Raw genomic sequence first — 24,959 nt, 5'->3', positions numbered from 1 at the left:
GAGCTGGCATCGCTCGACGAGCGCGAGGCCTACTTGACGAGGGGGAACAGGATGGTCTCGCGGATGCCCAGGCCCGTGATCGCCATGAGCAGGCGGTCCACGCCCATGCCCATGCCACCGGTCGGCGGCATCCCGTGCTCGAGCGCCTTCAGGAAGTCCTCGTCGAGGCGCATGGCCTCGACGTCGCCGAGCGCGGCCAGCTTGGCCTGCTCGACGAACCGCTCGCGCTGCACGACCGGGTCGACGAGCTCCGAGTAGCCCGTGGCCAGCTCGAAGCCGCGGACGTAGAGGTCCCACTTCTCGACGACGCCCGGCTTGCTGCGGTGCGCGCGGACGAGCGGCGACGTGTCGAGCGGGAAGTCCATCACGAACGTCGGCCTGTCGAGGCCGCCCTTGACGAAGTGCTCCCAGAGCTCTTCGACGAGCTTTCCGTGGGTCTCCTGCGCGACAGTGATGCCGAGGTCGGAGGCCATGGCCTGCAGCTCGCCGAACGGGGTGTCGACGGTGATCCGCGTACCGGCAGCCTCGCTGAGAGACTCGTACATCGAGATGCGATCCCAGTCGCCGCCGAGATCGAACTCGGTGCCGTCGGCCCAGGTCACGACGTGCGACCCGGCGACGGCGAGCGCGGCGTTCTGGATAAGCTCCTGCGTCAGGTCGGCGATCTGGTTGTAGTCGCCGTAGGCCTGGTAGGCCTCGACCATGGCGAACTCCGGCGAGTGAGTCGAGTCGGCACCCTCGTTCCGGAAGTTCCTGTTGATCTCGAACACCCGCTCGATGCCGCCGACGGCCGCGCGCTTGAGGTACAGCTCGGGCGCGATGCGCAGGTAGAGCTCGGTGTCGAAGGCGTTGGAGTGCGTCTCGAACGGTCGGGCCGACGCGCCGCCGTGCATGGTCTGGAGCATCGGGGTCTCGACCTCGAGGAACTCGTGGCCGTCGAACGTCGATCGCAGCGACTTCATGACGGCCGCGCGCGTGCGCACCGTCGTGCGGGCCTGCTCGCGCACGATCAGGTCGAGGTAGCGGCTGCGCACCCGGGTCTCTTCGCTCAGCTCGGAGTGGAGGTTCGGCAGGGGCAGGATCGCCTTGGCCGCGATCTTCCAGTCCTTCACGAGGATCGAGAGCTCTCCGCGGCGCGACGAGATAACCTCGCCCGACACGAACACGTGGTCGCCCAGGTCGACCATCGACTTCCAGCGCGCCAGCGACTCGTCGCCGACCTCGGCCAGCGAGACCATCACCTGGATGCGCGAGCCGTCGCCCGACTGGAGCGCGGCGAAGCAGAGCTTGCCGCCGATGCGGAAGTGCACGACGCGCCCGGCGAGGCCGACGACGTCGCCGGTCGCGGTGTCGGTCTCGATCGACTCGTACCTCGCGCGGGTCGCGGCGATCGTCGTGGTGATCGGGACGCCGACCGGGTACGCCTCGTCGCCCGACTCGATGAGCCGCAGTCGCTTCTCGAGGCGGACCGCCTTCTGCTCGAAGACCTCTTCGTCGGTCAGCTCGGGCTCGATGGGGGCGTCAGTCAATTGGTGCTCCAGGTGTCAGGCGAGGGGGTCGTCGTCGTCGAACGACGGCATCTCGATGGTACCGGGGCCGACGGTGGCGTCTGCCGTTCCCAGGGCGCGGTCCATCGCCGAGCGGACGAGGGGCGCGATGACGCGGCCGGGCTCTTCGAGGCCGAGCTCTTTCAGGATGCCGACGGACTGCGACACGATGGCGGCCGAGAAGGTCGTCGCGGTCTCGACGGCCTCGGCGTACCGCGGGCGGTCGGCGTCGTCGATCACGACGGGCTCGGCGCCCATCTCGACGACGAGGGCCTGGCCGATGGGCAGCACGGGGCCGGGCGCGGTGACGGCGCAGTAGGCGTCGCGGAGGCGCACCAGGTCGATCGTGGTGCCGGTGAACTGCAGCGCGGGGTGGATCGCCAGCGGGATCGCGCCGGCAGCCCGGGCAGGATCGAGCACCGACAGCCCGTGCACCGGCGAGGTGTGCACGACGAGCTGGCCGGCCTGCCAGGCGTTCGTCGAGGCGAGCCCGGTGACGAGGCCCTCGAGCTGGTCCTCGGGCACGGCGATCAGGACGAGCTCGCTGCGCTCGACGATCTCGTGCACCGGCAGGATCGGAACGCCCGGCAGGATCGCGTCGGCGCGGTCATGGCTGCGCTCCGAGACCGCCGAGATGCCCACGACGGCGTGGCCCGCCGCGGCAAGGGCCGCGCCCAGGACGGGCCCCACGTGACCGGCGCCGATGATCCCGACGCCGAGGCGGCCGCTGGGCCGCTGGGCGGGGGTCATCGGTCGTCTCCGAGACGGGTCGAGGCGTCAGGAGCAGGGAACGCCGTCGCGTCGTCCGCCTGCGGCTCACCGGCACCCGGTGCCACCTGCGTCTCGAGCCACCGGTGCGTGCGGTCGGCCTTGGCGGCCGCGACGGCATCGGCGGCGGCCTTGCTGAAGAAGTCGCGTGCGTCGCCTTGGTCGAGCGCGCCGACGTTCGCCGTGATGGGGCCCTGGACGGTGTGGAACTCGAGCGAGGCGAGGCGAAGGCGACGCAGGATCGGCCCCTGACGCACGCCGACGCTCTGCAGTCGGGGCAGGGGCACCACGATCAGCTCCCTCCAGATCGCGCCCTTGCGCAGCAGGACGGCTCCCGGTGCTTCGCGGAAGCCGTTGCGCCGCCAGGAGAACCAGCGCAGCACGGCCGCGCGCCGGGGCGACACGGTGAAGCCGCCCTCCGTGCCCGACGACGTCATGCCGGCCTCGATCAGCGACAGGGTGCGCGTGCTCTCCTCGACGGCCCGCTGCGGCGACCCGGCGGCGACCTCGTCGGCCGTGGTCTCGCCGCGAGCGAGGGCGTCCTCAGCGGCCACGTCGGCGGCGGTGAGCCCGACGAGCTCCGGCAGCACGAGCCCGAGCACGCGCGTCACGTCGTCAGCCGAGCCGACCGGCAGGATCGTCGTGTTCGCCTGGTTGTCGGCGCCCTTGGCCGACGAGTGCGAGGCGACGTTGATCTTGACCTCCCACCAGCCGAAGGGCCGCCAGGCGAGCGGCTGACTGAGGCGGATGGAGTGGATCCGGCCCGGTGGCAGAGTCTCATTGCTCGTCGACAGGAGGCCCCAGCCGATGCGGATGCCGTCGCGAGTCGAGGCGATCGAGTAGCGGAGCGACTTCACGACGCGGCGCGAGTAGTAGCTGAACGAGCCCAGGATCGTCGGGAAGAACACGACCAGCAGCACGTACTGGCCCGTCGTCGCGATGCTGATGATCACGGCCGCGATCACGGCGGCGAGGAAGAGCGTGAACGGGCTCAGGATCGCCGACCCGACGAGACGCCCTGGGTGCATCTTGACGACGGACTGCGGCTCGGTCTGCCCCTCCCCCAGCGGCTCGGCGAGGAACTCGTTGAGCCGCTTCTCGATGACGCCGGTGCCCTGGTGCTGGCCTGGCTCGCCCTTCTCGGCCTCGCGCGTTCCGCTTGCCCGGCGCAGGATCTCGGACCGCACGGCGTCGGCCGATGCCGAGCGGAGATAGGCCAGCGGCACGTTCGCATCGTGACCGGCCTGGCTGATCTCGAGCTTCGCGGCGCCGAAGATCCGCGCCAGCAGCCGGCGTTCGATGTTGATGCCCTGGATCCGGTCGAGGCGGGCGCGGCGGTTCGTGCGGAACAGGATGCCGCTGCGCACCTCGACCGTGTCGGCGGTGACGCGGAAGGTGTTGACCCGCCAGGAGACGTAGAAGATGGCGATGATGATCACCAGCAGGGCGACGATGCCGAGCACCACGAACCCGATCAGTCCGTGGCCGACGGCGTAGCCCACGGGGTCGCCGTCATCGCCCCGGCCTCCCCGGTTGCCGTCGGGGCCCGGGATGAAGAAGCCGATCAGCTGCTCGCGGGCGTTGTTGATGAAGATGCCCAGGATCACCACGAAGACGATGCCGCCCTTGAGCAGCGGGGTGGCGGGGTGGAGTCGGTGCCACTCGCCGTCGGTGAAGTCGGTGGACGACGGCGGGGCGGGTTCCTGCGCGCGGAAGTCTTTGGGGGGCGTGAAGTCGCCGCCGGGAGTCCAGCTCACAGGCCGGCCCGCCGCGACTCGGCCAGCTCGACCAGGCGGTCGCGGAGGCGCTCAGCATCGTCGGCGGGGACACCCGGGATCGTGACCGCCGACGCGGCGGCCGCCGTGACGAACTTGAGGTCGCTCAGGCCCAGCGCGCGGACGACCGGGCCGCGGTTGACGTCGATCAGCTGCATGCGGCCGTACGGGACGGCGACGAAGCGCAAGAAGAGGATGCCGCGGCGCACCAGGAGGTCGTCGTCGCGCAGCTGGTAGCCGATGGCGCGGACGCGGCGGGGCGTGAACGCGACGACGAGGATTGTGACGACGACGATCACGGCGGTCAGGGCGTAGCCCCACCACTCGCCCGCGAGCCAGGTGAGAGCGCTGAGCGCGGCGACGACGAGGCCGCTCAGCGCGTAGCTGACCATCTCGGGCCACTTGTACTTGGGGCTGATGCCGGTCCACGAGGCACCGTCGAGGTCGAGGCGGTCGGTCACGGGGGCTCCTGAGCTGGTCGGACGGCGGTTCACCTCGGAACGCTACCGCCTGCCGCCGACCGTCGCCGGGTGATCGTCCCCTTCGGGTCGCCTGACGGGGTGCCGCGCAACCCGTTTCCGACGCTCAGCCTCGAGGGCGACGTCGCTCGCGGAGGAAGGTGAAGACCCCGGTGCCAGCCGAGCAGACGGCGAGCAGGTAGCCGAGCGTTCTCGTGAAAGCGGCGTCGGTCGCCACCCCCACGACGAGCAGGATGAGCCCGGCCAGCACGGCCACCGCGAGAACGCCGTAGGCCCGGCGCGCAGAGGGTCAGATGCGCTGCTGCAGACCGCCGCCGCGGTTCTTGTCGTCATCGTCGGGCGGAACAGTGCACATGTACTCCCCGACCAGTCCCGCCGCCAGAAGCACGACGCCGCCCACGACCGAGACCACCATGGGCACCAGCGAGCCGGCGGCGACGCTGACGCCGCGAGTGAGCATGTAGACGAGCATGCCGCCGACGAATCCGCCGAACAGGGCGCCGGCCAGGCTCGACGCCTTCGCGATCAGCACGACCCGGGTCGCGTAGTAGGCGTCGATCGGCTCGTGCGTGCGGCCGCGGGCGACGCGGAAGACCGGCACGGCGAGCGAGATGACGATGGCGGCGATGGCGAGCAGCGCCAGACCGAGTGTGATCGACGGCACGGCGACGGGGTGCAGCGTCGCGGCAAGGGCCGCGTCGAACGCGAAGCCTGCCACGACCGCGACGACGAGGAACGACACGATGGTCGAGACGCGGGTGCGCTTCATGCTTTGCCCCCGTGCGAGGAGAGCGCGACAGGGGCTGGCGGCGCCGTCAGCACGGTGGCGCCGTCGACGTGCGCGACTTCATCCTCGAGCCGCGCCAGCAGCGACGCGATCGGACCGTGACCCGGAAGCACGGCGTCGGGCTGGATCTGCGCCCAGGGCTCCAGCACGAACGACCTCTCGTGAGCGCGCGGATGCGGCAGAGTCAGCCGCGGGGTGTCGAGCTCCACGTCGCCGAAGACGACGAGGTCAAGGTCGAGGGTGCGGTTGCCCCAGCGCTCGAGGCGGACTCGCCCGAGCTCGTCTTCGATCCGGTTGAGCTCGTCGAGCAGGGCGAGGGGCTCGAGCGACGTCTCGACGATCGCGGCGCCGTTCAGATAGAGGGGCTTCGACTCGTCCAGCCCGTCGACCGTCAGCGCCACGGACTCGACCGGGGCCGAGGCCGCGACGACCCGGGTGCCGTCGACGAAGCCGATCTCCTTGACGGCGGCACGCAGGATCGCGTCGCTGCGCCCGAGGTTCGAGCCGAGCGCGATCACGGCCCGGGTCACGAGCGACCCCGGTCGATCGTGATCGACACGTCCGTGAACGGCACGGTGATCGGCGCCTGCGGCTTGTGGACCGTGACGCTGGTGCGGAGGGCCGCCGGGTGCGACAGCACGGTGGCCGCGATGCGCTCCGCGAGCGTCTCGATGAGGTCGACCGGGTCGGTCTCGATGTCGCGGACGATCTCTTCGGCGAGCACGCCGTAGTGCACGGTCGCGTCGAGATCCCCCGAGGTCGCGGAACGCACGGCGTCGATGTCGACGATCACGTCGACCAGGAACTCCTGGCCGTTCTCGCGCTCGAAGTCGAAGACTCCGTGATGGCCCGTCGCCTTCACGCCGGTCAATGTGAGCTGGTCAACCACGGCTGCCTTTCTGCCACGCTTCCCAGACGTCGAGGGAGGCGCGGGTGGATGCGACGTCGTGCACTCGAACGCCCCAGGCGCCGGCCTGGGCGCTGAGGGCCGAGATGACGGCGGTCGCGGGGTCGCGCTCGCGAACGCCGGCCTCTTCGGGCAGCAGCCCGCCGAGGAAGCGCTTGCGCGACGCGGCGACGAGGATCGGGAGTCCGATCTCGGAGAGCTCGTGCAGGTGCCCGAGCAGCTGCCAGTTGTGCTCCGCGAGCTTGGCGAAGCCGAGACCCGGGTCGATGACGAGGCGGTCGGGCTCCACGCCCTGCACGACGAGCTCGGCGACGCGCTGGAACAGCTCGGCCTTCACCTCGGCGATCGCGTTCGAGTAGGTGGCGCGGGAGTTCATCACGTCGGAGTGCCCGCGCCAGTGCATGGCCACGTAGGTGCGGTCGGTGTCGGCGACGACCTGCGCCATGTTGGGGTCGGCGAGCCCGCCCGAGACGTCGTTGATGATGTCGGCTCCGGCCGAGACAGCAGCGAAGGCGGTGGCGGCGTTCATCGTGTCGACGCTGACGCGGTAGCCGAGCGCTACCAGCTCGCGGATCACCGGGACGACGCGACGCTGCTCCTCGTGGACATCCACGCGGGGTGCGCCGGGCCGGGTCGACTCGCCGCCGACGTCGATGATGTCTGCTCCGTCGGCGACCAGCGAGCGCGCGTGGGCGATGGCGTCGTCGAAGCGGGCGTACCGGCCGCCGTCGCTGAACGAGTCGAGCGTGACGTTGAGGATCCCCATGATCAGCGTGCGGGCAGGCGCCGCGGGGGTCGGCGTCGGCGCGGCCTCGCGGACCACGGTGATGGCGCGGGTGGCGACATCGATGTACGACGAGTCGCTCTCGGGCGCAGGAACTCCGGGCTCGATCCGCACCCCGACTCCCCCGGCGAGACCGGCCGCCGCCTCGGGCGCCCGAAGCGGCTCGGAGTACACGCCGCCCGCGATCAGCCGCCGCTCGGGGGCCGCCGCCGCTCGGGCGGCAGTGGTCGTCGCCGACTCGGCCACCGGCTCCCCGTGTGCCGTGGGCTGCGGCACGTGCTGCACCTCGCCGTTGAACGAGGCCCGCGGGCGCACTGCCTCCGACTCGGGGCTCGGCGCGGCAGACGCAGCGGGGCTCGGCGCACTGGCCGTGTGCGCCGCCCGGTGCTGCTCCATCCGCGACTGGGCGACGCGGCGAAGCGCCTCGCCCTGGGCCGCGACGGTGGCGCGATCGGAGGCGAGGCGCTCTGCGGCTAGAGCCTCGGGGTCGAGGTTCGGGCTGGCGCGACGACCACGGGAGCGGGGCGCGTCGGGAGCGAAGGGCTCGGACGACCGGCGAGACACCGCCGACGACGCCGCGCGGGGCGACGCGACGGGCTCCACGCGGGTCGCCGTGTCGGTGGCATCAGCGGGATCGCCTGAGCCGGGGGGAGGCGACGGGGTCCAGGGGGTCGCACCGGGGTACCGGTCGCGCCCACGCGGGCGCAGCCACGTCTGCTCGACCTCGGGATCGAGGTCGAGCGACGTGGCTGACGCCTGGTCGGGCTCTGCGGGCGCGCGATGCGCAGCCCGAGCGGCCTCCCTGGGAGTGAGGTCGCTCACGGCCTAGGCGGGAGCGATGCCGGGAGTGGTACGCGGAGGACGCTTGCGGAGCGACGGCTTCGAGGTGGGCTCGGAGTCGACTCCGCCGTCGACGGCGCCGGCGTCGACGGGGATGCGCGACGGGATCTTGACCGCGGGGAGATTCGACGAGGGGCGCTTCGAGCTCGACAGCCACTCGGGGCGCTCCGGGAGCTTCTTGACATCCTTGAAGATCTCGGCGAGCTCGTCGTGGTCGAGGGTCTCTTTCTCGAGGAGCAGCGTGGCGAGCCTGTCGAGGATGTCGCGGTTGTCGTTGATGACCGCCCACGCCTCGTCGTGCGCCTGCTCGAGCAGGATCCGCACCTCGGCATCGACCGTCTCGGCGATCTTCTCCGAGTAGTCGCGGTCTCCGCCGTCGCGGCCCATCATCATCTCGCCGCCGACGGTGCCGAGCTTGACCGAGCCGACCTTGGTGCTCATGCCGTACTCGGTGACCATCTTGCGAGCGGTCGCCGTGGCCTTCTCGATGTCGTTCGAGGCGCCGGTGGTCGGGTCGTGGAACACGATCTCCTCGGCGACGCGGCCACCCATGGCGTACGAGAGCTGGTCGAGAAGCTCGTTGCGGGTGACCGAGTACTTGTCTTCGAGAGGAAGCACCATCGTGTAGCCGAGGGCGCGACCGCGCGGGAGGATCGTGATCTTGGTGACCGGATCGGTGTGGCGCATAGCGGCCGCGGCCAGGGCGTGGCCGCCCTCGTGGTAGGCGGTGATGAGCTTCTCGGAGTCGTTCATCACGCGGCTGCGACGCTGCGGACCGGCCATGACGCGGTCCACCGCCTCGTCGAGAGCGCGGTTGTCGATGAGCTGCGCGTTGCTGCGGGCCGTGAGGAGCGCGGCCTCGTTGAGGACGTTCGCCAGGTCGGCACCGGTGAAGCCAGGCGTCTTGCGGGCGAGGACCTCGAGGTTGACGTTGGCCGAGAGCGGCTTTCCCTTGCCGTGCACCTCGAGGATCTGCTTGCGGCCCTCGAGACCGGGAGCGTCGACGCCGATCTGACGGTCGAAGCGACCGGGACGCAGGAGTGCGGGGTCGAGCACGTCGGGGCGGTTGGTCGCCGCGATGAGGATGACGTTGGTCTTGACGTCGAAGCCGTCCATCTCGACCAGGAGCTGGTTGAGGGTCTGCTCGCGCTCGTCGTTGCCACCGCCGATGCCGGCGCCGCGGTGGCGGCCGACGGCATCGATCTCGTCGATGAAGATGATGGCCGGGCTGTTCTGCTTGGCCTGCTCGAAGAGGTCGCGGACGCGGCTCGCGCCCACGCCGACGAACATCTCGACGAAGTCGGAACCGGAGATCGAGAAGAAGGGCACTCCGGCCTCGCCGGCGACGGCGCGGGCCAGCAGGGTCTTGCCGGTGCCGGGAGGGCCGTACAGCAGCACGCCCTTCGGGATGCGGGCGCCGACGGCCTGGAACTTGGCGGGCTCCTTGAGAAAGTCCTTGATCTCTTCGAGCTCCTCGATGGCCTCGTCGGCACCGGCGACGTCGCTGAACGAGACCTGCGGGGTCTCCTTGTTGTTCAGCTTCGCGCGGGACTTGCCGAACTGCATGACCTTGCTGCCGCCGCCCTGCATGCTCGACAGCAGGAACCAGAACAGCGCTCCGATGATGAGGAAGGGCAGGAGCACGCCGAGGAGCGAGACGAAGAAGTTCGACTGCGTGACGACGTCGTTGTAGCCGCCGTTGTCGCCCGAGGCGAGCTTGGCATCCGTGACTGCGGACACCACGGCGTCGCCTCGATCTGTGGCGTAGTAGAACTGCGCCGTCGACTTGTCGTTCAGCGTGAGGTCGACGCGCTGCTCGTTGCTGTAGATCTGGGCGGCCGCCACCTTGCCGCTCGAGAGGTCTTCGAGCCCCTGCTGAGTGGTGATCTTGGTCGTGCCGGATGCGTTGATGAGGCTCCAGGCGACAGCGATACCGATGAGTGCGAGGAGCACGTAGAGGTAAGGGCCGCGGAGCAAGCGCTTGAAGTCCATAGAGATCCGGGGGGCGCCCGACACCTTTCTGCAGGAAAGAACGTGAGTTGAAGGTTACATCGCCTCACCTTGCAGGCGTATGGGTGTTCGCCGTGCGCGCACTCGGGGTCTTGCCGACCCCCGCCGCTACGAGTAGACGTGCGGTGCGAGGATCCCGATGGCCCGCAGGTTGCGGTACTTCTCGGCGTAGTCGAGGCCGTAGCCGACGACGAACTCGTTCGGGATGTCGAAGCCCGCGTACTTGACGTCCACCTCCACGGCGGCGGCCTCCGGCTTGCGGAGCAGGGCGAAGATCTCGACCGACGCGGCACCGCGGCCGCGGAGGTTGGCGAGGAGCCAGGAGAGGGTCAGACCCGAGTCGATGATGTCCTCGACGATGATCACGTCGCGCCCGTGCAGATCGGCGTCGAGGTCTTTGAGGATGCGGACGACGCCCGACGACTTGGTGCCCGACCCGTACGACGAGACGGCCATCCAGTCCATGGGGGCGGCGATGCGCAGCTCGCGCGCGAAGTCGGCCATGACCATGACCGCTCCCTTCAGCACGCCGACCAGCAGGGGCTCGCGGCCGGCGTAGTCGATCTCGACCTGTCTCGCCACCTCCGCGATCTTGGCGTGGATCTGCTCCTCGGTGAGGAGGATGGAGGAGAGGTCGCCCTCGATGTCGCTGGTGTCCATGGCGTGTTCTCGTCGTGCTTTCGTCGTGGGGGGTCAGACGGTCGAAAAGCGCGGGTGCGGGTCGGTCAGTCGCTTGTGGCGCCGCCCGCAGCGGCCTCGAAATGGAGGACCCCGCCGCGCCTCACCACTGTAACGCCCGGCAGGTGGACGGCGCCCTGCCCGTGCCAATCGGTCACGAGGCGGGCCACCTCGAGCGTCTGCGAGCGGCTGAGCGAGATCGCGAACTCCCCCTCGACGGCCAGCCGGATGAGCCGCTGGCGCAGGGCGGGCGGGTTCGCGGCGAGCCCCGAGACGGTGAGCGAGATGCCGGCCTCGGCGTGGTCGGCGAGGTCTTCGGCCTGCTCCTCGGCGAAGTGGTCGAGGGCGGCGGAGTCCTCGCGGAGCTGGTCGGCCGTGCGGCCGAGGGCCTCGACGACGCCGGGGCCGAGTTCCTGCTCGAGAAGCGGGAGGAGGGTGCGGCGCACGCGCACCCGGGTGAAGGCCGGGTCGTCGTTCTGCGGGTCGTGCCACGGCGCGAGGCCCGAGTCGGCGCAGAACCCCTCGGTGGCGCTGCGGCGCAGGCCGAGGAGGGGGCGCAGCCAGAGTCCGCTGCGGGACTCCATGCCGGAGAGGCTCGACGGGCCGGATCCGCGGGCGAGGCCGAGCAGGACGGTCTCGGCCTGGTCGTCGAGGGTGTGGCCGAGCAGCACGCCGCGAGCACCGGTGTCACGGGCGGCTTGCTCCAGTGCCGCGTAGCGAGCTGCTCGGGCAGCCGCCTCGGGGCCGCCCTCGGTGCCGACCTCGACGCGGACCACGATCACCGGTGCCAGACCCAGCGCCTCGGCCTGTGCGGCGGCGGCAGCGGCGACGTCGGCCGACCCCGGCTGCAGGCCGTGGTCGACGACGACCGCGCCGGCCCGGAGGCCTCCGCCGAGGTCGAAGTCGCTGCCGGCCGCGCCGCGCTCCCGGCTCGACGACCCGACGCGGGGAGCCTCGAACGCGGTCGCCGCGGCCAGGGCGAGGGAGTCGGGGCCGCCGCTGAGCGCGACGAGGACGTCGGCTTCGGCGGGGGACCGCAGTTCCGGCGCCCCAGTGATCTCGAGGGAGGCGAGGACGTCGCGGACGGCACGGCGCACGTCGGCGATGGCGGGGGTCAGGCGAGGTCTCGGCGGCACCTTGTAACGTTATCGAAGGCGTGCCTTCGCCTTTCACACTTACCAAGGAGCACACATGGCCTCGTATGACGTCGTCGTAGAAATCCCCAAAGGAAGCCGCAACAAGTACGAGGTCGACCACGAGACCGGCCGCGTGTACCTCGACCGCGTGCTCTTCACCTCGTTCGTCTACCCGACCGACTACGGCTACTTCGAGAACACGCTCGGCCTCGACGGCGACCCCGTCGACGCTCTCGTGCTGCTCGAGTACCCCGTCTACCCGGGCGTCGGCGTCTCGGTGCGCCCGGTCGGCGTCTTCAACATGAGCGACGAGGCGGGCTCGGACGCCAAGGTCCTCGTCGTGCCGGCGAAAGACCCGCGCTGGGCGCACATCCAGGACATCGACGACGTCGACGACCAGACCAAGGCCGAGATCGGCCACTTCTTCGAGCGCTACAAAGACCTCGAGCCCAACAAGTGGGTCAAGGCCGACGGCTGGGGCGACGCCGCCGAGGCCGAGGCCATCGTGCAGGCCGGCTTCGTGAAGTTCGACGAAGAGGGCGGGCACTGACCCTCCTGGCTGAGATGCCACCCGCTCTGGCGGTGCACCCCTCGGGGCCGCACCGCCAGAGCTGTCTTCGGGGCAGGATCTCGCGATCGCCGTCGCGCTGGAGGGCGGCCGAGGCTCGCACGAAGGCCCGGTGCCAGGACGGGCATCGCGACCAGGGGGCTCAGCCGACGGGGCGGCCCACGGCGTACAGCTGGAAGTAGCGCACCGCGACGATCCTGACCTTGGCGTTCGGGTTCGGCGCCTCGAGCATCTGGCCGTTGCCGACGTACATGGCGTCGTGGTACATCCCGTCGGTGCCGTTGTAGTAGAAGAGGATGTCGCCGAGCTTCATCGACGAGATCGACACGAGCCGACCCTGGCCGTTCAGGTAGTCGTACTGCCAGCGCACCGAGTGGCCGCCGATGTAGACGCCGGCCGCGTTGTAGGAGCCCATCATCAGGCCCGAGCAGTCCCACACGTTCGGGCCGGCACCGCCCCACACGTAGGTCTTGCCGAGCTGCGCCTTGGCGAAGTTCATCGCCGTCGTGACGGCCGCCGGGGTTCCGGTCGAGGGGGCCGGGGCCGGCGCGGGAGCAGGCGCCGGAGTCGGCGACTTGCTCGGGGTGGGTGCCGGCGCGGTCGATCTGCTCGGCGAGGGGGCGGGCGCCGGGCTGGTCGACTTCGACGGCGACGGGGCGGGGCTCGAGGAGCCGCCCGACGACGAGCCGCCGCTGCCTGAACCCGTAGCGCCCGAACCGGTGCTGCCCGAACCGGTGCTGGCCGCCGGTGCCGACGGCGAGATGTCGGCGATCGTTCCGACAGCCTGCCCCTCGTAGTACTTCTTCTCGACGGCGGCAGTCGTGCCCTTGAGGTACGCGACCTGCTTGATCAGCTGGTCTTGGCTCTTCTGCTGCGTCGCCACGGCCGCCGCGGCTGTGGCCGCGAGGTCGTTCGCCGTGGCCAGCGCGTCGGACGCGGCCTTGGTCTTCGCCGCGAGCGCCTTCTTGGCGGCCGACGCCTGGTCGGCGAGCGACGACGCGACCTTCTCGTCCTGGCGGGCCTGATCGAGAAGGCCGCTGGTGCGCGACGTCAGGTTCGACATCGTGCCGAGCTGGTAGAGCAGGTCGGACGCCTTGTCGGACTCGGTGAGCATCGTCACCGTGAGCTGGCCGCCGCCCGTGTGGGAGAGCTCCGCGACGAGCTGGCCGACCTCCTGGCGCGACTTCTCGGCACTGGCCGCCGCCTTGGCCTTCTTCTTCTGAAGGCCGGCGAGCGTCGACTGGGCGTCCTGCTCGGCGAGCACGGCGACCTGATAGCGCTCGCCTGCGCCGGACGCGCTGTCGTTGGCTGATCCTGCGCGCTGCTGCAACGTGGTGATCGCGTCGTCGAGCTCGGAGATGGCCTTGGCGGCCTTCGCCTGGTTCTTCTTGGCGGCCTGCACCTCTGACCACGACGGGTACGGGGAGGCTGAGGCGGGCGCGGCGAGACCGATCGCGGACGACGCGATGACGCCCGTGGAGACGCAGAGAACGAGAAGCACACCCAGTGTGCGGCGCCGGGGCGTCACAGAGCGGAGACCTGGGGTGTGCGGGTACTCATTACAGGGTCACTCCTCGTGCCGACATGAAGGGGACTGCGTCTTGCGCGACGCCGCCGACGCGCGTCTCGAAGTGGAGGTGGCAGCCGGTCGACCAGCCGGTCGAGCCGACCTGCGCGACGATCTGGCCGACGGTGACCGTCTGGCCGACAGCCACGTGGATGCCGCCGTCGACGATGTGGCCGTAGCCGGTCGAGATGCCGGAGCCGTTGTCGATCAGGACGAAGTTGCCGTAGCCGCCGTAGGGGCCGGCGTAGACGACGGTGCCCGAGTGCGCGGCGTAGATGTTGGAGCCGCAGGCGGCGCCGAGGTCGGTGCCGGCGTGCAGCGTGTAGACGCCGGTGACCGGGTCGACGCGCATGCCGAATCCGCTGGTGATGTAGCCGCCGGCGGGCCTGGTCCAGCCCTGGTTGTTGGCGACTCCCGTGGCGCCGCTCGCCTTGGCGGCGGCCTCCTGCTGGCGGCGCAACGCGGCTGCGGCGCGCTCCTTGCGGATCTTCTCGCCCTTGTTGTACTTCGCCTGGGTGAGCACGCGCTTGGCCTTGATGGCCGTGAGCTGCGCCTGGAGACGAGTGGCGTTGCCGGCCTGCTCCTGCTGGGCCGCCTGCGCTGCGGCGGCGGCCGACGTGGCGTCCTCGAGGGCGGACGCGGCTTTCACCTTCAGGGCGTTCAGCGCCTTGGCGGCGACGGCCGCCTGATCGGTGAGGCCCTGCGCGGCGTTTCGGTCTTGGACTGCCTGGGCGTAGATGCCGTTCGCCTGCTCGGTCAGCTTGCTCATCGCGCCGAGCTTGTAGAGCAGGTTGCTCGCCGACCCCGGGTTCGCGATCAGGTCGGAGGAGATGTTGTTCGATCCCGAGCGGCCGAGCTGCGCGGCGAGCTGGCCGGCGCGGGTCTCGCTCGCCTTGGCGACACGGTCGGCCTGGTCGGCCTTGGCCTGGAGCTTGGCCTTCTCGTTCTCCTGCTTGTCGTAGGCGAGCTGGGCCTCCTGCAGCTCGGTGCCCTTCTTCGCGGCGATCTCGTTCTTCGACTTGACGTCGGCCTCGAGCGAGACGAGCAGCTTCTGGATCGCAGTGACCTCACGGGCCTTCACGGTCTGGTTGTTCGCGGCGACCTGGACGTCGTGCCAGGTCGGGTACTTCGACGCGGCGCTGGCCTCGAGCGGGGTGCCGAGGACGACCCCCGCCGTCATCACGGCGCCGGCCAAGGTCATCGCGACGGCCACCCGGGAGCGACGGAGTGCGCGGGCGCGCGACCGAGGGGCGCCTGCGGCCCTGGTCGAGGGCGCGGCGCTGCCGGAGCGGAAGAAGAGGTGCATGAGATCCCGAATCGTCGTCACGGTTGCGGCCGGATGGCTTGGTCACACCGTTAACACGAGTAACAGTAGCAACGCGCCGCCTCGCCCCCAAGGGTCGAGAAACCCTCGGCGGCGTGGCAGTCCGGCCAGAGGCTTCCCGTCGAAAAGCCTCAAGAACAGCTTGAACGTAATGGTGACAAGGGTTTCCGGGGATTCACCGAGGCGGAGTGGCGGATCTGGGGATAACGTGGTGACCCCTCAATTGGGGAGAGGAAGAGGGCGTTTTCTCAGCCCCACGGCGCCGATTTTGCAATCCGCCCGGTCATCCGTATGCTTGTCCCTCGGTTGCTGGAACGCCTTCACGCTTTTCACGGCCCCATCGTTTAGTGGCCTAGGACACCGCCCTTTCACGGCGGCAGCACGGGTTCGAATCCCGTTGGGGTCACCCTGTGTTTGTCTCACGACAGTCGCAAGGCAAGTAAGATGGTACAACAAGTAAAAAGTTTGGCCCTGTAGCGCAGTTGGTTAGCGCGCCGCCCTGTCACGGCGGAGGTCGCCGGTTCAAGTCCGGTCAGGGTCGCCATGGCTGGGTAGCTCAGTTGGTAGAGCGTTCGACTGAAAATCGAAAGGTCCGCGGATCGATGCCGCGTCCAGCCACCAGAACACATCCAGCCAACGTGAGAGGGGCCCCACCGCGAGGTGGGGCCCTTGTTCGCGTCTGCGGTGGGATTCGCAAGGAGCTTTCGGCGACGCGTCCTTTGCGGAGGACGCACTAGGCGCCGAGTTCCTTGTGGCGCGCTCAAGCCGTGTCGCTTGTCCTTGCGAGGCGACGCCGCCTCCTTTCGCAAGGACACGCAGATTTCACAAGGACACGCAGAGCGCGCGCAGATGAGGCATTCATACCTCAGGCGTGTATGCTGTATGTCAGAGCGAGGGGCTGGGTACGGCTGGCCCCTCGCTTCTCAGACACGAAGTCGCACCCCAAGGCCGCACCCACAGGTCGCACCTCACGGCCGTGCCCGAAGGCCGCGCACCACGGCCGCGCCCTAAGGTCGTGCCCGCCACGCGCCTCAGAACGAGGCGAGCACCGCCCGCAGCTGCTCGACAGCCCAGTCGAGCTCTTCGGCCGTGACGACGAGCGGCGGCGCCAGACGGATCGTCGACCCGTGGGTGTCCTTGGCCAGCACGCCGCGCTCCATGAGCGCCTCGCACACGGCGCGACCCGACGCGAGAGCGGGGTCGATGTCGATGCCGGCCCACAGCCCCGCGCCGCGCACCTCGACGACGCCCGACCCGATCAGGGCCTCGAGCGACGACCGCAGGTGCGCCCCGAGCACCGACGCGCGCTCCTGGAACTCCCCCGTCGACAGCATCGAGACGACCTCGAGGCCCACAGCCGCGGCGAGCGGGTTGCCGCCGAACGTCGAGCCGTGCTCACCGGGGCGCAGCACGCCGAGCACCGAGGCGTCGCCGACCACGGCGCTGACGGGCACGATGCCGCCGCCGAGCGCCTTACCCAGAAGATAGAGATCAGGAACTACGCCCACCAGATCGCAGCTGACCGTCGACCCGGTCCGCCCCAGCCCCGACTGGATCTCGTCGGCGATCATGAGCACGCCGCGGTCCGTCGCGAGCGCACGGAGAGCGGGCAGGAACTCGGCCGGCGGCACGACGACTCCGGCCTCGCCCTGGATGGGCTCGACGAGCACGGCGACCGTGTCGTCGTCGATCGCGGCTGCGACGGCGTCGATGTCGCCGTAGGGCACCGACGTGAAGCCGGGCGTGTAGGGGCCGAAGTCGGCCCGTGCCTCGGGGTCGTTCGAGAAGCTGATGATCGTCGTCGTCCGGCCGTGGAAGTTGCCGTCCATCACGATGATCTTCGCACGGCCCTCCGGCACGCCCTTGACGCGGTAGCCCCAGGCGCGGGCCACCTTGATGGCCGACTCGACGGCCTCGGCCCCGGTGTTCATCGGGAGGACCATCTCCTTGCCGAGCAGGGTCGCCAGGGCGTCGGCGAACGGACCGAGCTGGTCGTTGTGGAACGCGCGGCTGGTCAGGGTGACCCGGTCGAGCTGCGCCTTGGCGGCAGCGATCAGGCGCGGGTTCGAGTGGCCGAAGTTGACCGCCGAGTAGGCGGCGAGGCAGTCGAGGTAGCGCTTGCCGTCGACGTCGGTGACCCAGGCGCCCTCGGCGGTCGCGACCACGACGGACAGCGGGTGGTAGTTGTGGGCGAGCGCGTGCTCCTCGACGGCGATCGCGGCCGTGGTCGCCGAGGTCGTGGTCATCGTCGCAGCTCGAGCGTGCAGCACTTCACGCCGCCGCCGCCGAGCAGGAGCTCGGAGAGATCGACGCCGATGGGGTTGTAGCCGCGCTCGCGCAGCTGCTTCTCGAAGCCGGTGGCGCGAGCGGCGATGACGACGTTGTAGCCGTCGCTGTACGAGTTGAGGCCGAGGATGGCGGCGTCCTCCTCCGACACGATGATCGCGTCGGGGTAGCGCGCGCGCAGGATCTCCAGCGAGGGCTCATCGAAGGCGCTCTCGAGGTAGGCGATGTTGCTGTGGCCGTCGACCGGCACCGGGTCGAGCACGGCGATGGCGGTGTCGAGGTGGTAGAAGCTCGGGTTGATGAGCTTGAGGGTGATGACCTCGCGGCCGAAGATGCCGGCGATCTCCTCGTGCGAGGTGGAGTCGCTGCGGAAGCCGGTGCCGGCGAGGATCACGTCGCCGACGAGGAGGAAGTCGCCCTCGCCCTCGTTGATCTGCTCGGGCACCTTCACGTCGAAGCCGTTGTCGGCGAACCAGTCCATGTAGGCGGGCCCCTCGGGCTGGCGCTCGGGGTAGGTGAAGCTCGCGCCGTAGGCCTTGCCGTCGAGCACGAAGCCGCCGTTGGCCGAGTACACCATGTCGGGCAGTCCGTCGATCGGGTCGATGAGCTGCACGTCGAAGCCGAGGCCGACGTAGGTGTCGTAGAGCGTCTGCCACTGGGCGACGGCCTTCGAGGTGTCGGTGGGGTCCTCGGGGTGCATCCACGGGTTGATCCGGTAGCTGACCGTGAAGTGCGACGGCCGGCACATGAGGATCGTGCGGTGGGACGCGACGCGCGTGGGGAAGGAGGCCTGGTTGGGGTCGGTGTCGTTTGACGACTCAGCGATGCTCACGGAGCCAGTTTCACACGACGATCGCGCATTGGGCAGGCATTGCACGCTCTTTTCTTGCACTCTGCGAAAAACGGCGCAAGAAAAGACCGCTACAGTGCCTGGCGTGGACAACCTCGACTTCAGCATCATCGACCTCCTCCGCCAGAACGCCCGCGCAGGCTACGGCGACATCGGCGCCGTCGTCGGCCTGAGCGCCTCCGCCGTGAAGCGGCGCGTCGACAGGATGGTCGGCGAAGGAGTCATCCGCGGATTCACGGTGCAGGTCGACCCCGCAGTCGACGGTCTTGCGACCGAGGCATACGTCGAGCTCTTCTGCAGGGGAACAGTCTCGCCCGCCGAGCTCCAGCGCATCCTGAGCACGGTGCCCGAGGTCGTCGACGCCGGGACCGTCACGGGAAGCGCCGACGCGATCGTGCACATGCGCTCGCGCGACATCCCGAGCCTCGAGGGCGCGCTTGAGCGCGTCCGCAACGCGCCCAACGTCGATCACACGCGAAGCGCGATCGTGCTCAGCAAGCTGATCAACCGCCAGCCGGCCTAGCCGATCGGCGGGCGATGGTCGGTTCGGGCGCGTCCCGGGAGACGCGCCCGAGCCGACCACGACCCGCCCGAGCAGCGGCTCAGAACCGCAGCCGCGCGAGCTCCGGCACCGGGTTGCCGAATCGGTGGGCGGTGAGGGAGACGGCCTGCTCCTTCAAGAAGGGCAGGAGCTCCAAGCGCCCCGACTCGGTGACCTCGCGGGCGTGGATCGCCACGTCGGGGCTGCCTCCGACGGCTCGGGCGAGCGCGACGGGGTCGCCGCCGACCGTTCGAATCCGCAGAGCCCGGTACGTCTCGGGGCCGGGGCCGTCGAGACGGGTCGTGGGATCCGCCAGGAGCAGGGCGGCACGGTCGAGCGCGACGGTGTTCTGCAGACCGAGCTGGAGGTGGCTCGTGTCTTGGGTCGCTCGCTCGATGAGGGCGAGGTCGTCGACGACGGGGAGTTCCTGCGCTCCTTGGAGAAGACCCGCAGCGGCGCGGGCCAGCCAGAGCCCCTCGTTCTCGACGGTGATGTCGTCGACCCGGACGGGCGCGCCCTCGGCACGGAGGAGCTGCACCAGGGTCGACGGCAGGGGTGCGGCCGAGCTGATCGAGAGCGGGGCGCCGGCCAGGGCCGCGGCGCAGATCAGGCGGATCAGGTCGGCCATGCGGCCGTCGGTCGACAGGCGCAGGATCACCGGCACGGGCAGGTAACGGAACTCGTTGCGCTCGACTCCGAGGCCCGAGACGTCGGTCGACCGCGCGTAGAGGTCGAGCCAGGCGCGCAGATCGGAGGCGCTGCCGGCACGGACGAAGTCGAACTCCTCGAACGACAGCACGCCTCGAGTCGCCTCGATCAGGCGGACCCCGACCTCGGGAACCCCTTCGAGGCTGAGCGATGCGACGGGCTCGCGGGTGGAGCGGCGCCAGCCCGAGAGCGTCGTGACGTAGTTCGGGCCGCCGGCCTTGGTGCCGGTGCCGACGGTCGAGCGCTTCCAGCCGCCGAACGGCTGGCGCCGCACGACCGCACCCGTCGTCGTGCGGTTCACGTAGAGGTTGCCGGCCTCGACCCGCGACGACCACAGGGCGATCTCGTCGGGGTCGAGCGAGTGGAGGCCGGCCGTCAGGCCGTAGTCGACCGCGTTCTGCCACTCGATGGCCTGCTCGAGCGTCTCGGCGTGCATGATGCCGAGCACCGGGCCGAAGTACTCGGTGAGGTGGAACTCCGAGCCGGGCTGCACGCCCGCGCGGATGCCGGGCTTCCAGAGAACGTCGGTGTCGTCGGCCGGCTCGGGCTTCAGCAGCCAGCTCTCGCCGTCGCCCAGCGAGCGGAGGCCGCGCTCGAGCCTGCCCCCGGGCGGGTCGATGAGCGGGCCCATGCGCGTCGTCGGCACGTCGGGGTAGCCGACCTTCATGCTGGCCGCGGCGTCGACGAGCTGGCGCGTGAACCGCTCGCTCTCGCCCACCGAGCCGACGGCGATGACGAGCGACGCCGCCGAGCACTTCTGCCCGGCATGCCCGAAGGCGCTGGCGACGACGTCGGCGACGGCCAGGTCGAGGTCGGCGCTCGGCGTGACGACGATGGCGTTCTTGCCGCTCGTCTCGGCGAAGAGCGGGAGGTCGGGGCGCCAGGAGCGGAAGGCCCGGGCCGTCTCGAACGCGCCGGTCAGCACGACGCGGTCGACGGCCGGGTGGGCGATGAGCGACCGGCCGAGGTGCTGCTCGTCGAGGTCGATGAGGGCGAGCAGCGACTTCGGCACACCCGCCTTCCAGAGGATCTCGGCGACGACCGCAGCCGTGCGGCGTGCCTGGGGCGCCGGCTTCAGGATGACGCCGCTGCCCGCCGCGAGCGCGCCGAGCACTCCCCCGACGGGGATGGAGACGGGGAAGTTCCACGGCGGGGCGACGACCGTCAGGCGCGGGGGCACCGGCTCGGCGCCCTCCACGCGGGCCAGCTCGCGCGCCTGGTCGGCGTAGTAGTGGGCGAAGTCGATCGCCTCGCTGACCTCGGGGTCGCCCTCGGCGATGGTCTTGCCGGTCTCGGACGCCATCACCTCGATCAGCTCGCCGCGGTGCACGGCGAGCGCGATGCCGACGAGGTCGAGAAGCTCGGCGCGGGTGGCGGGGTCCTCGCGGCCCCACTTCACGCCCGCCTGGACGACGGCGGCCACGGTGCCCTCGAGGGCACCGGCATCGTCGACGAGGGCCTCATCGATCGTCTCGACGCCGAGATGGCTGGTCGCGGCGCGCGTCAGGATCTTGCGGCCCCACGCCCGGTTGGCCTCGATGGCCGGGTCGGTGTCGGGCTCGTTGCCGAAGTCGCTGGTGACCGGGGCCGACGACAGGCGGCGCGATCTGTCCTGCCGGCGGTTGGGCCGCGGCGTGCGGTCGTCGAGCGCGGCGACCGAGGCGAGGAACCGCTCCTTCTCGCGGTCGAACACCTCGGGGTCGTCGGCGAGCTCGAAGGCGCCCGACAGGAAGTTCTCGCTCGACGAGTTCTCCTCGAGACGGCGCACGAGGTAGCTGATCGCGGAGTCGAACTCGCGGGGGTGCACGACAGGCGTGTAGAGCAGGAGCTGGCCGACGTCGGCGCGCACGACGGCCGCCTGCGCGGTGGCCATGCCGAGCAGCATCTCGAAGTCGACGCGGTTGGTGATCATGCGTCGCTTCGCGAGGTTCCACGCGTAGGCGACGTCGAAGAGGTTGTGGCCGGCGATGCCGATCTTGACGACGGAAGCGTTGTCGGGCGTCAGCGCCCAGCCCAGCAGCCGCTTGTAGTTCGTGTCGGTCTCGACCTTCGACCCCCAGGTCGCCAGCGGCCAGCCGTGCAGGGCGGCGTCGACGCGTTCCATCGCGAGGTTGGCGCCCTTGACGATGCGGATCTTGATCGGCGCACCACCGCGCAGCACTCGCGCCCGCGACCACTCGGTCAGCAGCTGGAGCGCCCCCATCGAGTCGGGCAGGTAGGCCTGCAGCACGATCCCCGCCTCGAGCTCGAGCATCTCGGGGTCGTCGAGGATCCTCGTGAACACGTCGATGGTCAGATCGAGGTCGTGGTACTCCTCCATGTCGAGGTTGATGAACTTCGTCCCGGCGCTCGACGCCGCCAGCTCGTACAGCGGACGCAGGCGCTCGACCAGACGGTCGCTCGTCTCCTCGAAGCCCCAGAGCGAGAGCTGGCTGGCCACGGCGCTGACCTTGATCGACACGTAGTCGACGTCGTCGCGCGACAGCAGCTCGCGGGTGCCGGCGAGACGGCGATCCGACTCGGCGTCGCCCAGCACCGCCTCCCCGAGCAGGTTCAGGTTGAGGCGCGACCCGTCGGCCCGCAGCTTCGCCAGGCTCGCGCCGAGCTTGGCGGGGGTCGCGTCGACGATCAGGTGCTCGACCATGCGGCGCAGCGCCCGGCGCGCCATCGGCACCGTCGGCCACGGCGCTCCCGGCGCGAGGCTCCCGCCCGCGGCGATGGCCGATCGCAGATACCAGGGCAGGAACTTGGGGATCCCGTGACTGAGCTCCTCCAGGCTGCGCCCCGCCACCCGGATGTCCTCCGGCCGCACCACGCGGTCGACGAAGCCGAGCGTGAAGGCGAGGCCCTCGGGGTCGCGCAGGACCCCGGCCAGGCGGGCCGCCGCCGGCGAGACCTTGGCCCCGGCCGACTCGTCGAGCCACCGGCGCACCGTCTCGACAGTCTCGGTCGCGAGGTCTGCGGGGAGGGGGTCGGACATGCTTCGAGGATATGCCGCGCACCCCTCCCTACACTGGGCGAATGGCCGACGAGCTGACGGAAGACGACTGGGCCGTCTGGGATGCCTTCTACGTGATGCGCCGACGGCTCGACCGCGCCCTCGAGCTCCGTCTGCACGAGGGCTCGGGCGTGTCGGCGCCGGAGTACGAGATCCTCGCGGGGCTCGGCCGATCGAGCGATCGACGTCTCCGCGTGCGCGACATCGCCGAGCAGATCGGCTGGGAGAAGAGTCGCGTCAGCCACCAGGTGACGCGCATGGAGAAGCGCGGCCTCGTGCGCCGCAGCGACTGCGATCAGGACGGCCGCGGCACCTGGGTGGAGCTGACGCCGGACGGCCGGCGCGCGATGCTCGAGGCGAGCCGCGGGCACAACGAGGCGATACGGACGTACTTCGTCGACGTGCTCGGCGACTCGGCGCCGCTGCTTCAGGAGTTCTCGAAGCGCGTCGTCGAGGCGATCGGCGAAGACGCCCGCCCCTGACGCGCAGTCAGTGGTCTCGGTGGTCCTGGATCGTCATTCTGGGTCCGAACTTCGGCTTGCTGAAGCCGCTCACGCCGATCAGGCGCATGACGCGCTCCCGATTGCCACGCCACGGCTCCAGCAGCTCGAGCATCCCGTCGTCGTCGACGGGCTTGCCGATGAGGGCCCAGCCGACGAGCGCCGGCAGGTGGTAGTCGCCCACGCTGGGCGAGTCGGCGTCGCCGTGCGCGCGCTGGCTGGTCTCGGCGGCGGTCCACACGCCGACCCCGACGACCGAGCGCAGGCGGCGCTGGATCTCGTCGCCGCCCCGGCCGAGCGCGAGGGTGCGCTCGAGGCCGGCCGCCACGGCGCACACGCGCATGACGGTGGCCGACCGCTGCGGCCCGACGCCGGCCCGATGCCACTCCCAGCTCGGGATGCGCGCCCAGGTGGCGGCGTCGGGCGGCACGACGAGCCCCTCGGGCGCCGGACCGGGTGCGGTCGTCCCGTGGGCGCGGACCAGCGTGCGCCAGGCGCGCCACGCCTCGCGGCTCGTCACCTTCTGCTCGAGCACGGCGGGCACGAGCATCTGCACGACCTGGTTGGTGCGGGTGAGCCTCAGCCCGGGGTTGCGCCTCCGCGCCTCGCGCAGCAGCTCGGTGCCCGACACGTCGAGGCCCGACCAGTCGTCGCCGCGGCCCATCAGCTCGGGGATGCCGTCGATCGCCCACTCGGCGCCCGGCCCCCAGGCCGTCGCGCGCACGCCGTCTCGGCCGCCCGACAGGCACACGGTGGCGGGGCCCACGGGGGTGCGGACGCCCCTCCACACGGAATCGCCCACGACGCGGAACGCCGGGTCGCCGATGCCGCGCATCAGCGGGCGCAGAGTCGGCAGCACCGACACGACCGACTCGGGCCGGTACACGGTCGAGATCGCCGGGCCGGCCGCCACAGGCGCTAGCGGCACCGCCCCACTCGGCACCGCTGCGTCCGAGGAGGCGGGCTGAGCGGCGATCGACATGCCAGAAGGCTAACCGCAGCCACCGACTACCATGCTCGGGTGGCGACCCCCAAGATCCTGCTCTACTACGTGTTCACGCCGCTGCCCGACCCCGACGCGATCCGGCTGTGGCAGCGCGACCTCTGCGAGTCGCTGGGGCTGACCGGCCGCATCGTCATCTCGAAGGACGGCCTCAACGGCACCGTCGGCGGCGACCTGCCCGATGTGAAGCGCTACCTCCGCACGACCCGCGAGTACCCGGCCTTCCGCGACATGGACGTCAAGTGGAGCGAGGGCCGAGGCTCCGACTTCCCGAAGCTCAGCGTCAAGGTGCGCGACGAGATCGTCAGCTTCGGCGCGCCCGGCGAGCTCCGGGTCGACGAGCACGGGGTCGTCGGCGGCGGCACGCGTCTCGACCCCGACGCGCTGCACGAGCTGGTGGCGCGCAGAGACGTGACGTTCTTCGACGGCCGCAACGAGTTCGAGGCGAGGATCGGCCGCTTCAAGGGCGCGGTCGTGCCCGACGTGCAGAACACCCGCGAGTTCGTCGCCGAGCTCGAGTCGGGCCGCTACGACCACCTCAAAGACAAGCCCGTCGTCACCTACTGCACCGGCGGCGTCCGCTGCGAGGTCCTCTCCTCGCTGATGGTCGACCGCGGCTTCCAGGAGGTGTACCAGCTCGACGGAGGCATCGTCCGCTACGGCGAGCGCTTCGGCGACGACGGACTGTGGGAGGGGCCGCTGTACGTCTTCGACGGCCGCGAAGAGGTGCGGTTCTCTGACCACACGGCGATCCTGAGCACCTGCGCCGTCTGCGGCGAGACGACGTCGCACCTGCAGAACTGCGCCGACCCGTCGTGCCGGCAGCGCCTGGTCGTCTGCGACGCGTGCACGCCTCGGAATCCCCTGTGCGAGGAGCACGCGTCCGCGGCGTAGCGTGCGATC

22 protein-coding genes and 3 tRNA genes are annotated in these 24,959 nt (G+C 70.5%); 7 read left to right on the top strand and 18 right to left on the bottom strand.

Features of this window, described 5'->3' with window-relative positions:
• Positions 1-29: 29 nt before the first annotated feature.
• The 12 genes from lysS to tilS form a co-directional block, all read right to left on the bottom strand.
• Positions 30-1,529 carry a lysine--tRNA ligase gene (gene lysS / locus AC3CBB_RS15410; protein WP_488625269.1) on the bottom strand — a complete coding sequence of 500 codons (1,500 nt, stop codon included), beginning with the start codon at positions 1,527-1,529 and terminating at the stop codon, positions 30-32.
• A 15-nt stretch (positions 1,530-1,544) separates the two neighbouring features.
• Positions 1,545-2,297 (bottom strand): Rossmann-like and DUF2520 domain-containing protein, encoded by a 753-nt coding sequence (locus AC3CBB_RS15405; RefSeq protein ID WP_488625268.1) that lies wholly within the window; start codon positions 2,295-2,297, stop codon positions 1,545-1,547.
• On the bottom strand, positions 2,294-4,072 hold the full coding sequence (locus AC3CBB_RS15400) for a PH domain-containing protein (RefSeq protein WP_488625267.1): 1,779 nt from the start codon (positions 4,070-4,072) through the stop codon (positions 2,294-2,296). The genes AC3CBB_RS15405 and AC3CBB_RS15400 overlap by 4 nt, the downstream gene beginning before the upstream one ends.
• Positions 4,069-4,551 carry a PH domain-containing protein gene (locus tag AC3CBB_RS15395; protein ID WP_123506759.1) on the bottom strand — a complete coding sequence of 161 codons (483 nt, stop codon included), beginning with the start codon at positions 4,549-4,551 and terminating at the stop codon, positions 4,069-4,071. Before AC3CBB_RS15395 ends, AC3CBB_RS15400 begins: the two co-directional genes overlap by 4 nt.
• 124 nt (positions 4,552-4,675) lie before the next feature.
• Complete coding sequence (locus AC3CBB_RS15390; RefSeq protein ID WP_488625266.1) at positions 4,676-4,825, bottom strand: hypothetical protein; 150 nt, start codon at positions 4,823-4,825, stop codon at positions 4,676-4,678.
• A gap of 33 nt (positions 4,826-4,858) precedes the next feature.
• Entirely contained in the window at positions 4,859-5,338 is a 480-nt protein-coding gene (locus tag AC3CBB_RS15385) for a DUF3180 domain-containing protein (RefSeq protein ID WP_123506757.1), read from the bottom strand.
• Positions 5,335-5,886, bottom strand: coding sequence for a 2-amino-4-hydroxy-6-hydroxymethyldihydropteridine diphosphokinase (gene folK / locus AC3CBB_RS15380; RefSeq protein WP_488625265.1), 552 nt, complete (start codon positions 5,884-5,886; stop codon positions 5,335-5,337). Before folK ends, AC3CBB_RS15385 begins: the two co-directional genes overlap by 4 nt.
• The gene (gene folB, locus AC3CBB_RS15375) at positions 5,883-6,245 is read right to left on the bottom strand and encodes a dihydroneopterin aldolase (RefSeq protein ID WP_488625264.1); all 363 of its coding nucleotides are present in this window, start codon (positions 6,243-6,245) and stop codon (positions 5,883-5,885) included. Before folB ends, folK begins: the two co-directional genes overlap by 4 nt.
• Positions 6,238-7,869: a dihydropteroate synthase gene (folP, locus tag AC3CBB_RS15370; RefSeq protein ID WP_488625263.1), complete on the bottom strand. Its 1,632-nt coding sequence runs from the start codon at positions 7,867-7,869 to the stop codon at positions 6,238-6,240. Before folP ends, folB begins: the two co-directional genes overlap by 8 nt.
• 3 nt (positions 7,870-7,872) lie before the next feature.
• A complete protein-coding gene (gene ftsH, locus AC3CBB_RS15365) occupies positions 7,873-9,879 on the bottom strand; it encodes an ATP-dependent zinc metalloprotease FtsH (RefSeq protein ID WP_123506754.1) in 2,007 nt (668 codons plus the stop codon).
• A 126-nt stretch (positions 9,880-10,005) separates the two neighbouring features.
• Positions 10,006-10,557, bottom strand: coding sequence for a hypoxanthine phosphoribosyltransferase (hpt, locus tag AC3CBB_RS15360; protein ID WP_123506753.1), 552 nt, complete (start codon positions 10,555-10,557; stop codon positions 10,006-10,008).
• A gap of 65 nt (positions 10,558-10,622) precedes the next feature.
• Entirely contained in the window at positions 10,623-11,711 is a 1,089-nt protein-coding gene (gene tilS / locus AC3CBB_RS15355) for a tRNA lysidine(34) synthetase TilS (RefSeq protein WP_488625262.1), read from the bottom strand.
• A 55-nt stretch (positions 11,712-11,766) separates the two neighbouring features.
• On the opposite strand from tilS, the gene AC3CBB_RS15350 reads away from it, so the two are divergent.
• A complete protein-coding gene (locus AC3CBB_RS15350; RefSeq protein WP_123506751.1) occupies positions 11,767-12,261 on the top strand; it encodes an inorganic diphosphatase in 495 nt (164 codons plus the stop codon).
• 160 nt (positions 12,262-12,421) lie between these two features.
• Here AC3CBB_RS15350 and AC3CBB_RS15345 read toward each other — a convergent pair whose 3' ends face one another.
• Positions 12,422-13,780, bottom strand: coding sequence for a C40 family peptidase (locus AC3CBB_RS15345; protein ID WP_488625261.1), 1,359 nt, complete (start codon positions 13,778-13,780; stop codon positions 12,422-12,424).
• Positions 13,781-13,838: 58 nt separating this feature from the next.
• Positions 13,839-15,152 (bottom strand): M23 family metallopeptidase, encoded by a 1,314-nt coding sequence (locus AC3CBB_RS15340; RefSeq protein ID WP_123506747.1) that lies wholly within the window; start codon positions 15,150-15,152, stop codon positions 13,839-13,841.
• A 351-nt stretch (positions 15,153-15,503) separates the two neighbouring features.
• Here AC3CBB_RS15340 and AC3CBB_RS15335 point away from each other — a divergent pair.
• The 3 genes from AC3CBB_RS15335 to AC3CBB_RS15325 all read left to right on the top strand — a co-directional run bounded on the left by AC3CBB_RS15335 (position 15,504) and on the right by AC3CBB_RS15325 (position 15,791).
• A tRNA-Glu gene (locus AC3CBB_RS15335) sits at positions 15,504-15,576 on the top strand.
• Positions 15,577-15,637: 61 nt separating this feature from the next.
• Positions 15,638-15,714, top strand: a tRNA-Asp gene (locus AC3CBB_RS15330).
• A 1-nt stretch (position 15,715) separates the two neighbouring features.
• A tRNA-Phe gene (locus AC3CBB_RS15325) sits at positions 15,716-15,791 on the top strand.
• Positions 15,792-16,201: 410 nt separating this feature from the next.
• Here the strand turns inward: AC3CBB_RS15325 and rocD are convergent.
• A complete protein-coding gene (rocD, locus tag AC3CBB_RS15320) occupies positions 16,202-17,416 on the bottom strand; it encodes an ornithine--oxo-acid transaminase (RefSeq protein ID WP_488625260.1) in 1,215 nt (404 codons plus the stop codon).
• Positions 17,413-18,204, bottom strand: coding sequence for a dimethylargininase (gene ddaH, locus AC3CBB_RS15315; RefSeq protein WP_123507104.1), 792 nt, complete (start codon positions 18,202-18,204; stop codon positions 17,413-17,415). Before ddaH ends, rocD begins: the two co-directional genes overlap by 4 nt.
• Before the next feature lie 187 nt (positions 18,205-18,391).
• Here ddaH and AC3CBB_RS15310 point away from each other — a divergent pair, with 187 nt between their 5' ends.
• On the top strand, positions 18,392-18,829 hold the full coding sequence (locus AC3CBB_RS15310; RefSeq protein ID WP_123506745.1) for an Lrp/AsnC family transcriptional regulator: 438 nt from the start codon (positions 18,392-18,394) through the stop codon (positions 18,827-18,829).
• 79 nt (positions 18,830-18,908) lie between these two features.
• On the opposite strand, the gene AC3CBB_RS15305 is transcribed toward AC3CBB_RS15310, so the two are convergent.
• Positions 18,909-22,535 (bottom strand): bifunctional proline dehydrogenase/L-glutamate gamma-semialdehyde dehydrogenase, encoded by a 3,627-nt coding sequence (locus AC3CBB_RS15305; RefSeq protein ID WP_488625259.1) that lies wholly within the window; start codon positions 22,533-22,535, stop codon positions 18,909-18,911.
• Between the two features lie 41 nt (positions 22,536-22,576).
• Between AC3CBB_RS15305 and AC3CBB_RS15300 the strand changes: the two genes are divergently transcribed.
• Positions 22,577-23,035 (top strand): MarR family winged helix-turn-helix transcriptional regulator, encoded by a 459-nt coding sequence (locus AC3CBB_RS15300; protein ID WP_158614247.1) that lies wholly within the window; start codon positions 22,577-22,579, stop codon positions 23,033-23,035.
• A 7-nt stretch (positions 23,036-23,042) separates the two neighbouring features.
• Here AC3CBB_RS15300 and AC3CBB_RS15295 read toward each other — a convergent pair whose 3' ends face one another.
• Positions 23,043-24,035, bottom strand: coding sequence for a DNA-3-methyladenine glycosylase family protein (locus AC3CBB_RS15295; protein WP_488625258.1), 993 nt, complete (start codon positions 24,033-24,035; stop codon positions 23,043-23,045).
• Between the two features lie 39 nt (positions 24,036-24,074).
• Between AC3CBB_RS15295 and trhO the strand changes: the two genes are divergently transcribed.
• Positions 24,075-24,950, top strand: a complete 876-nt coding sequence (gene trhO / locus AC3CBB_RS15290; protein WP_488625257.1) for an oxygen-dependent tRNA uridine(34) hydroxylase TrhO — start codon at positions 24,075-24,077, stop codon at positions 24,948-24,950.
• The last annotated feature ends 9 nt before the right edge of the window (positions 24,951-24,959 follow it).

This window comes from Frondihabitans sp. OV104, assembly GCF_057787745.1.
Note: the sequence above shows the minus strand (reverse complement) of the source record. Positions and strands in the feature narration are given on the sequence as shown.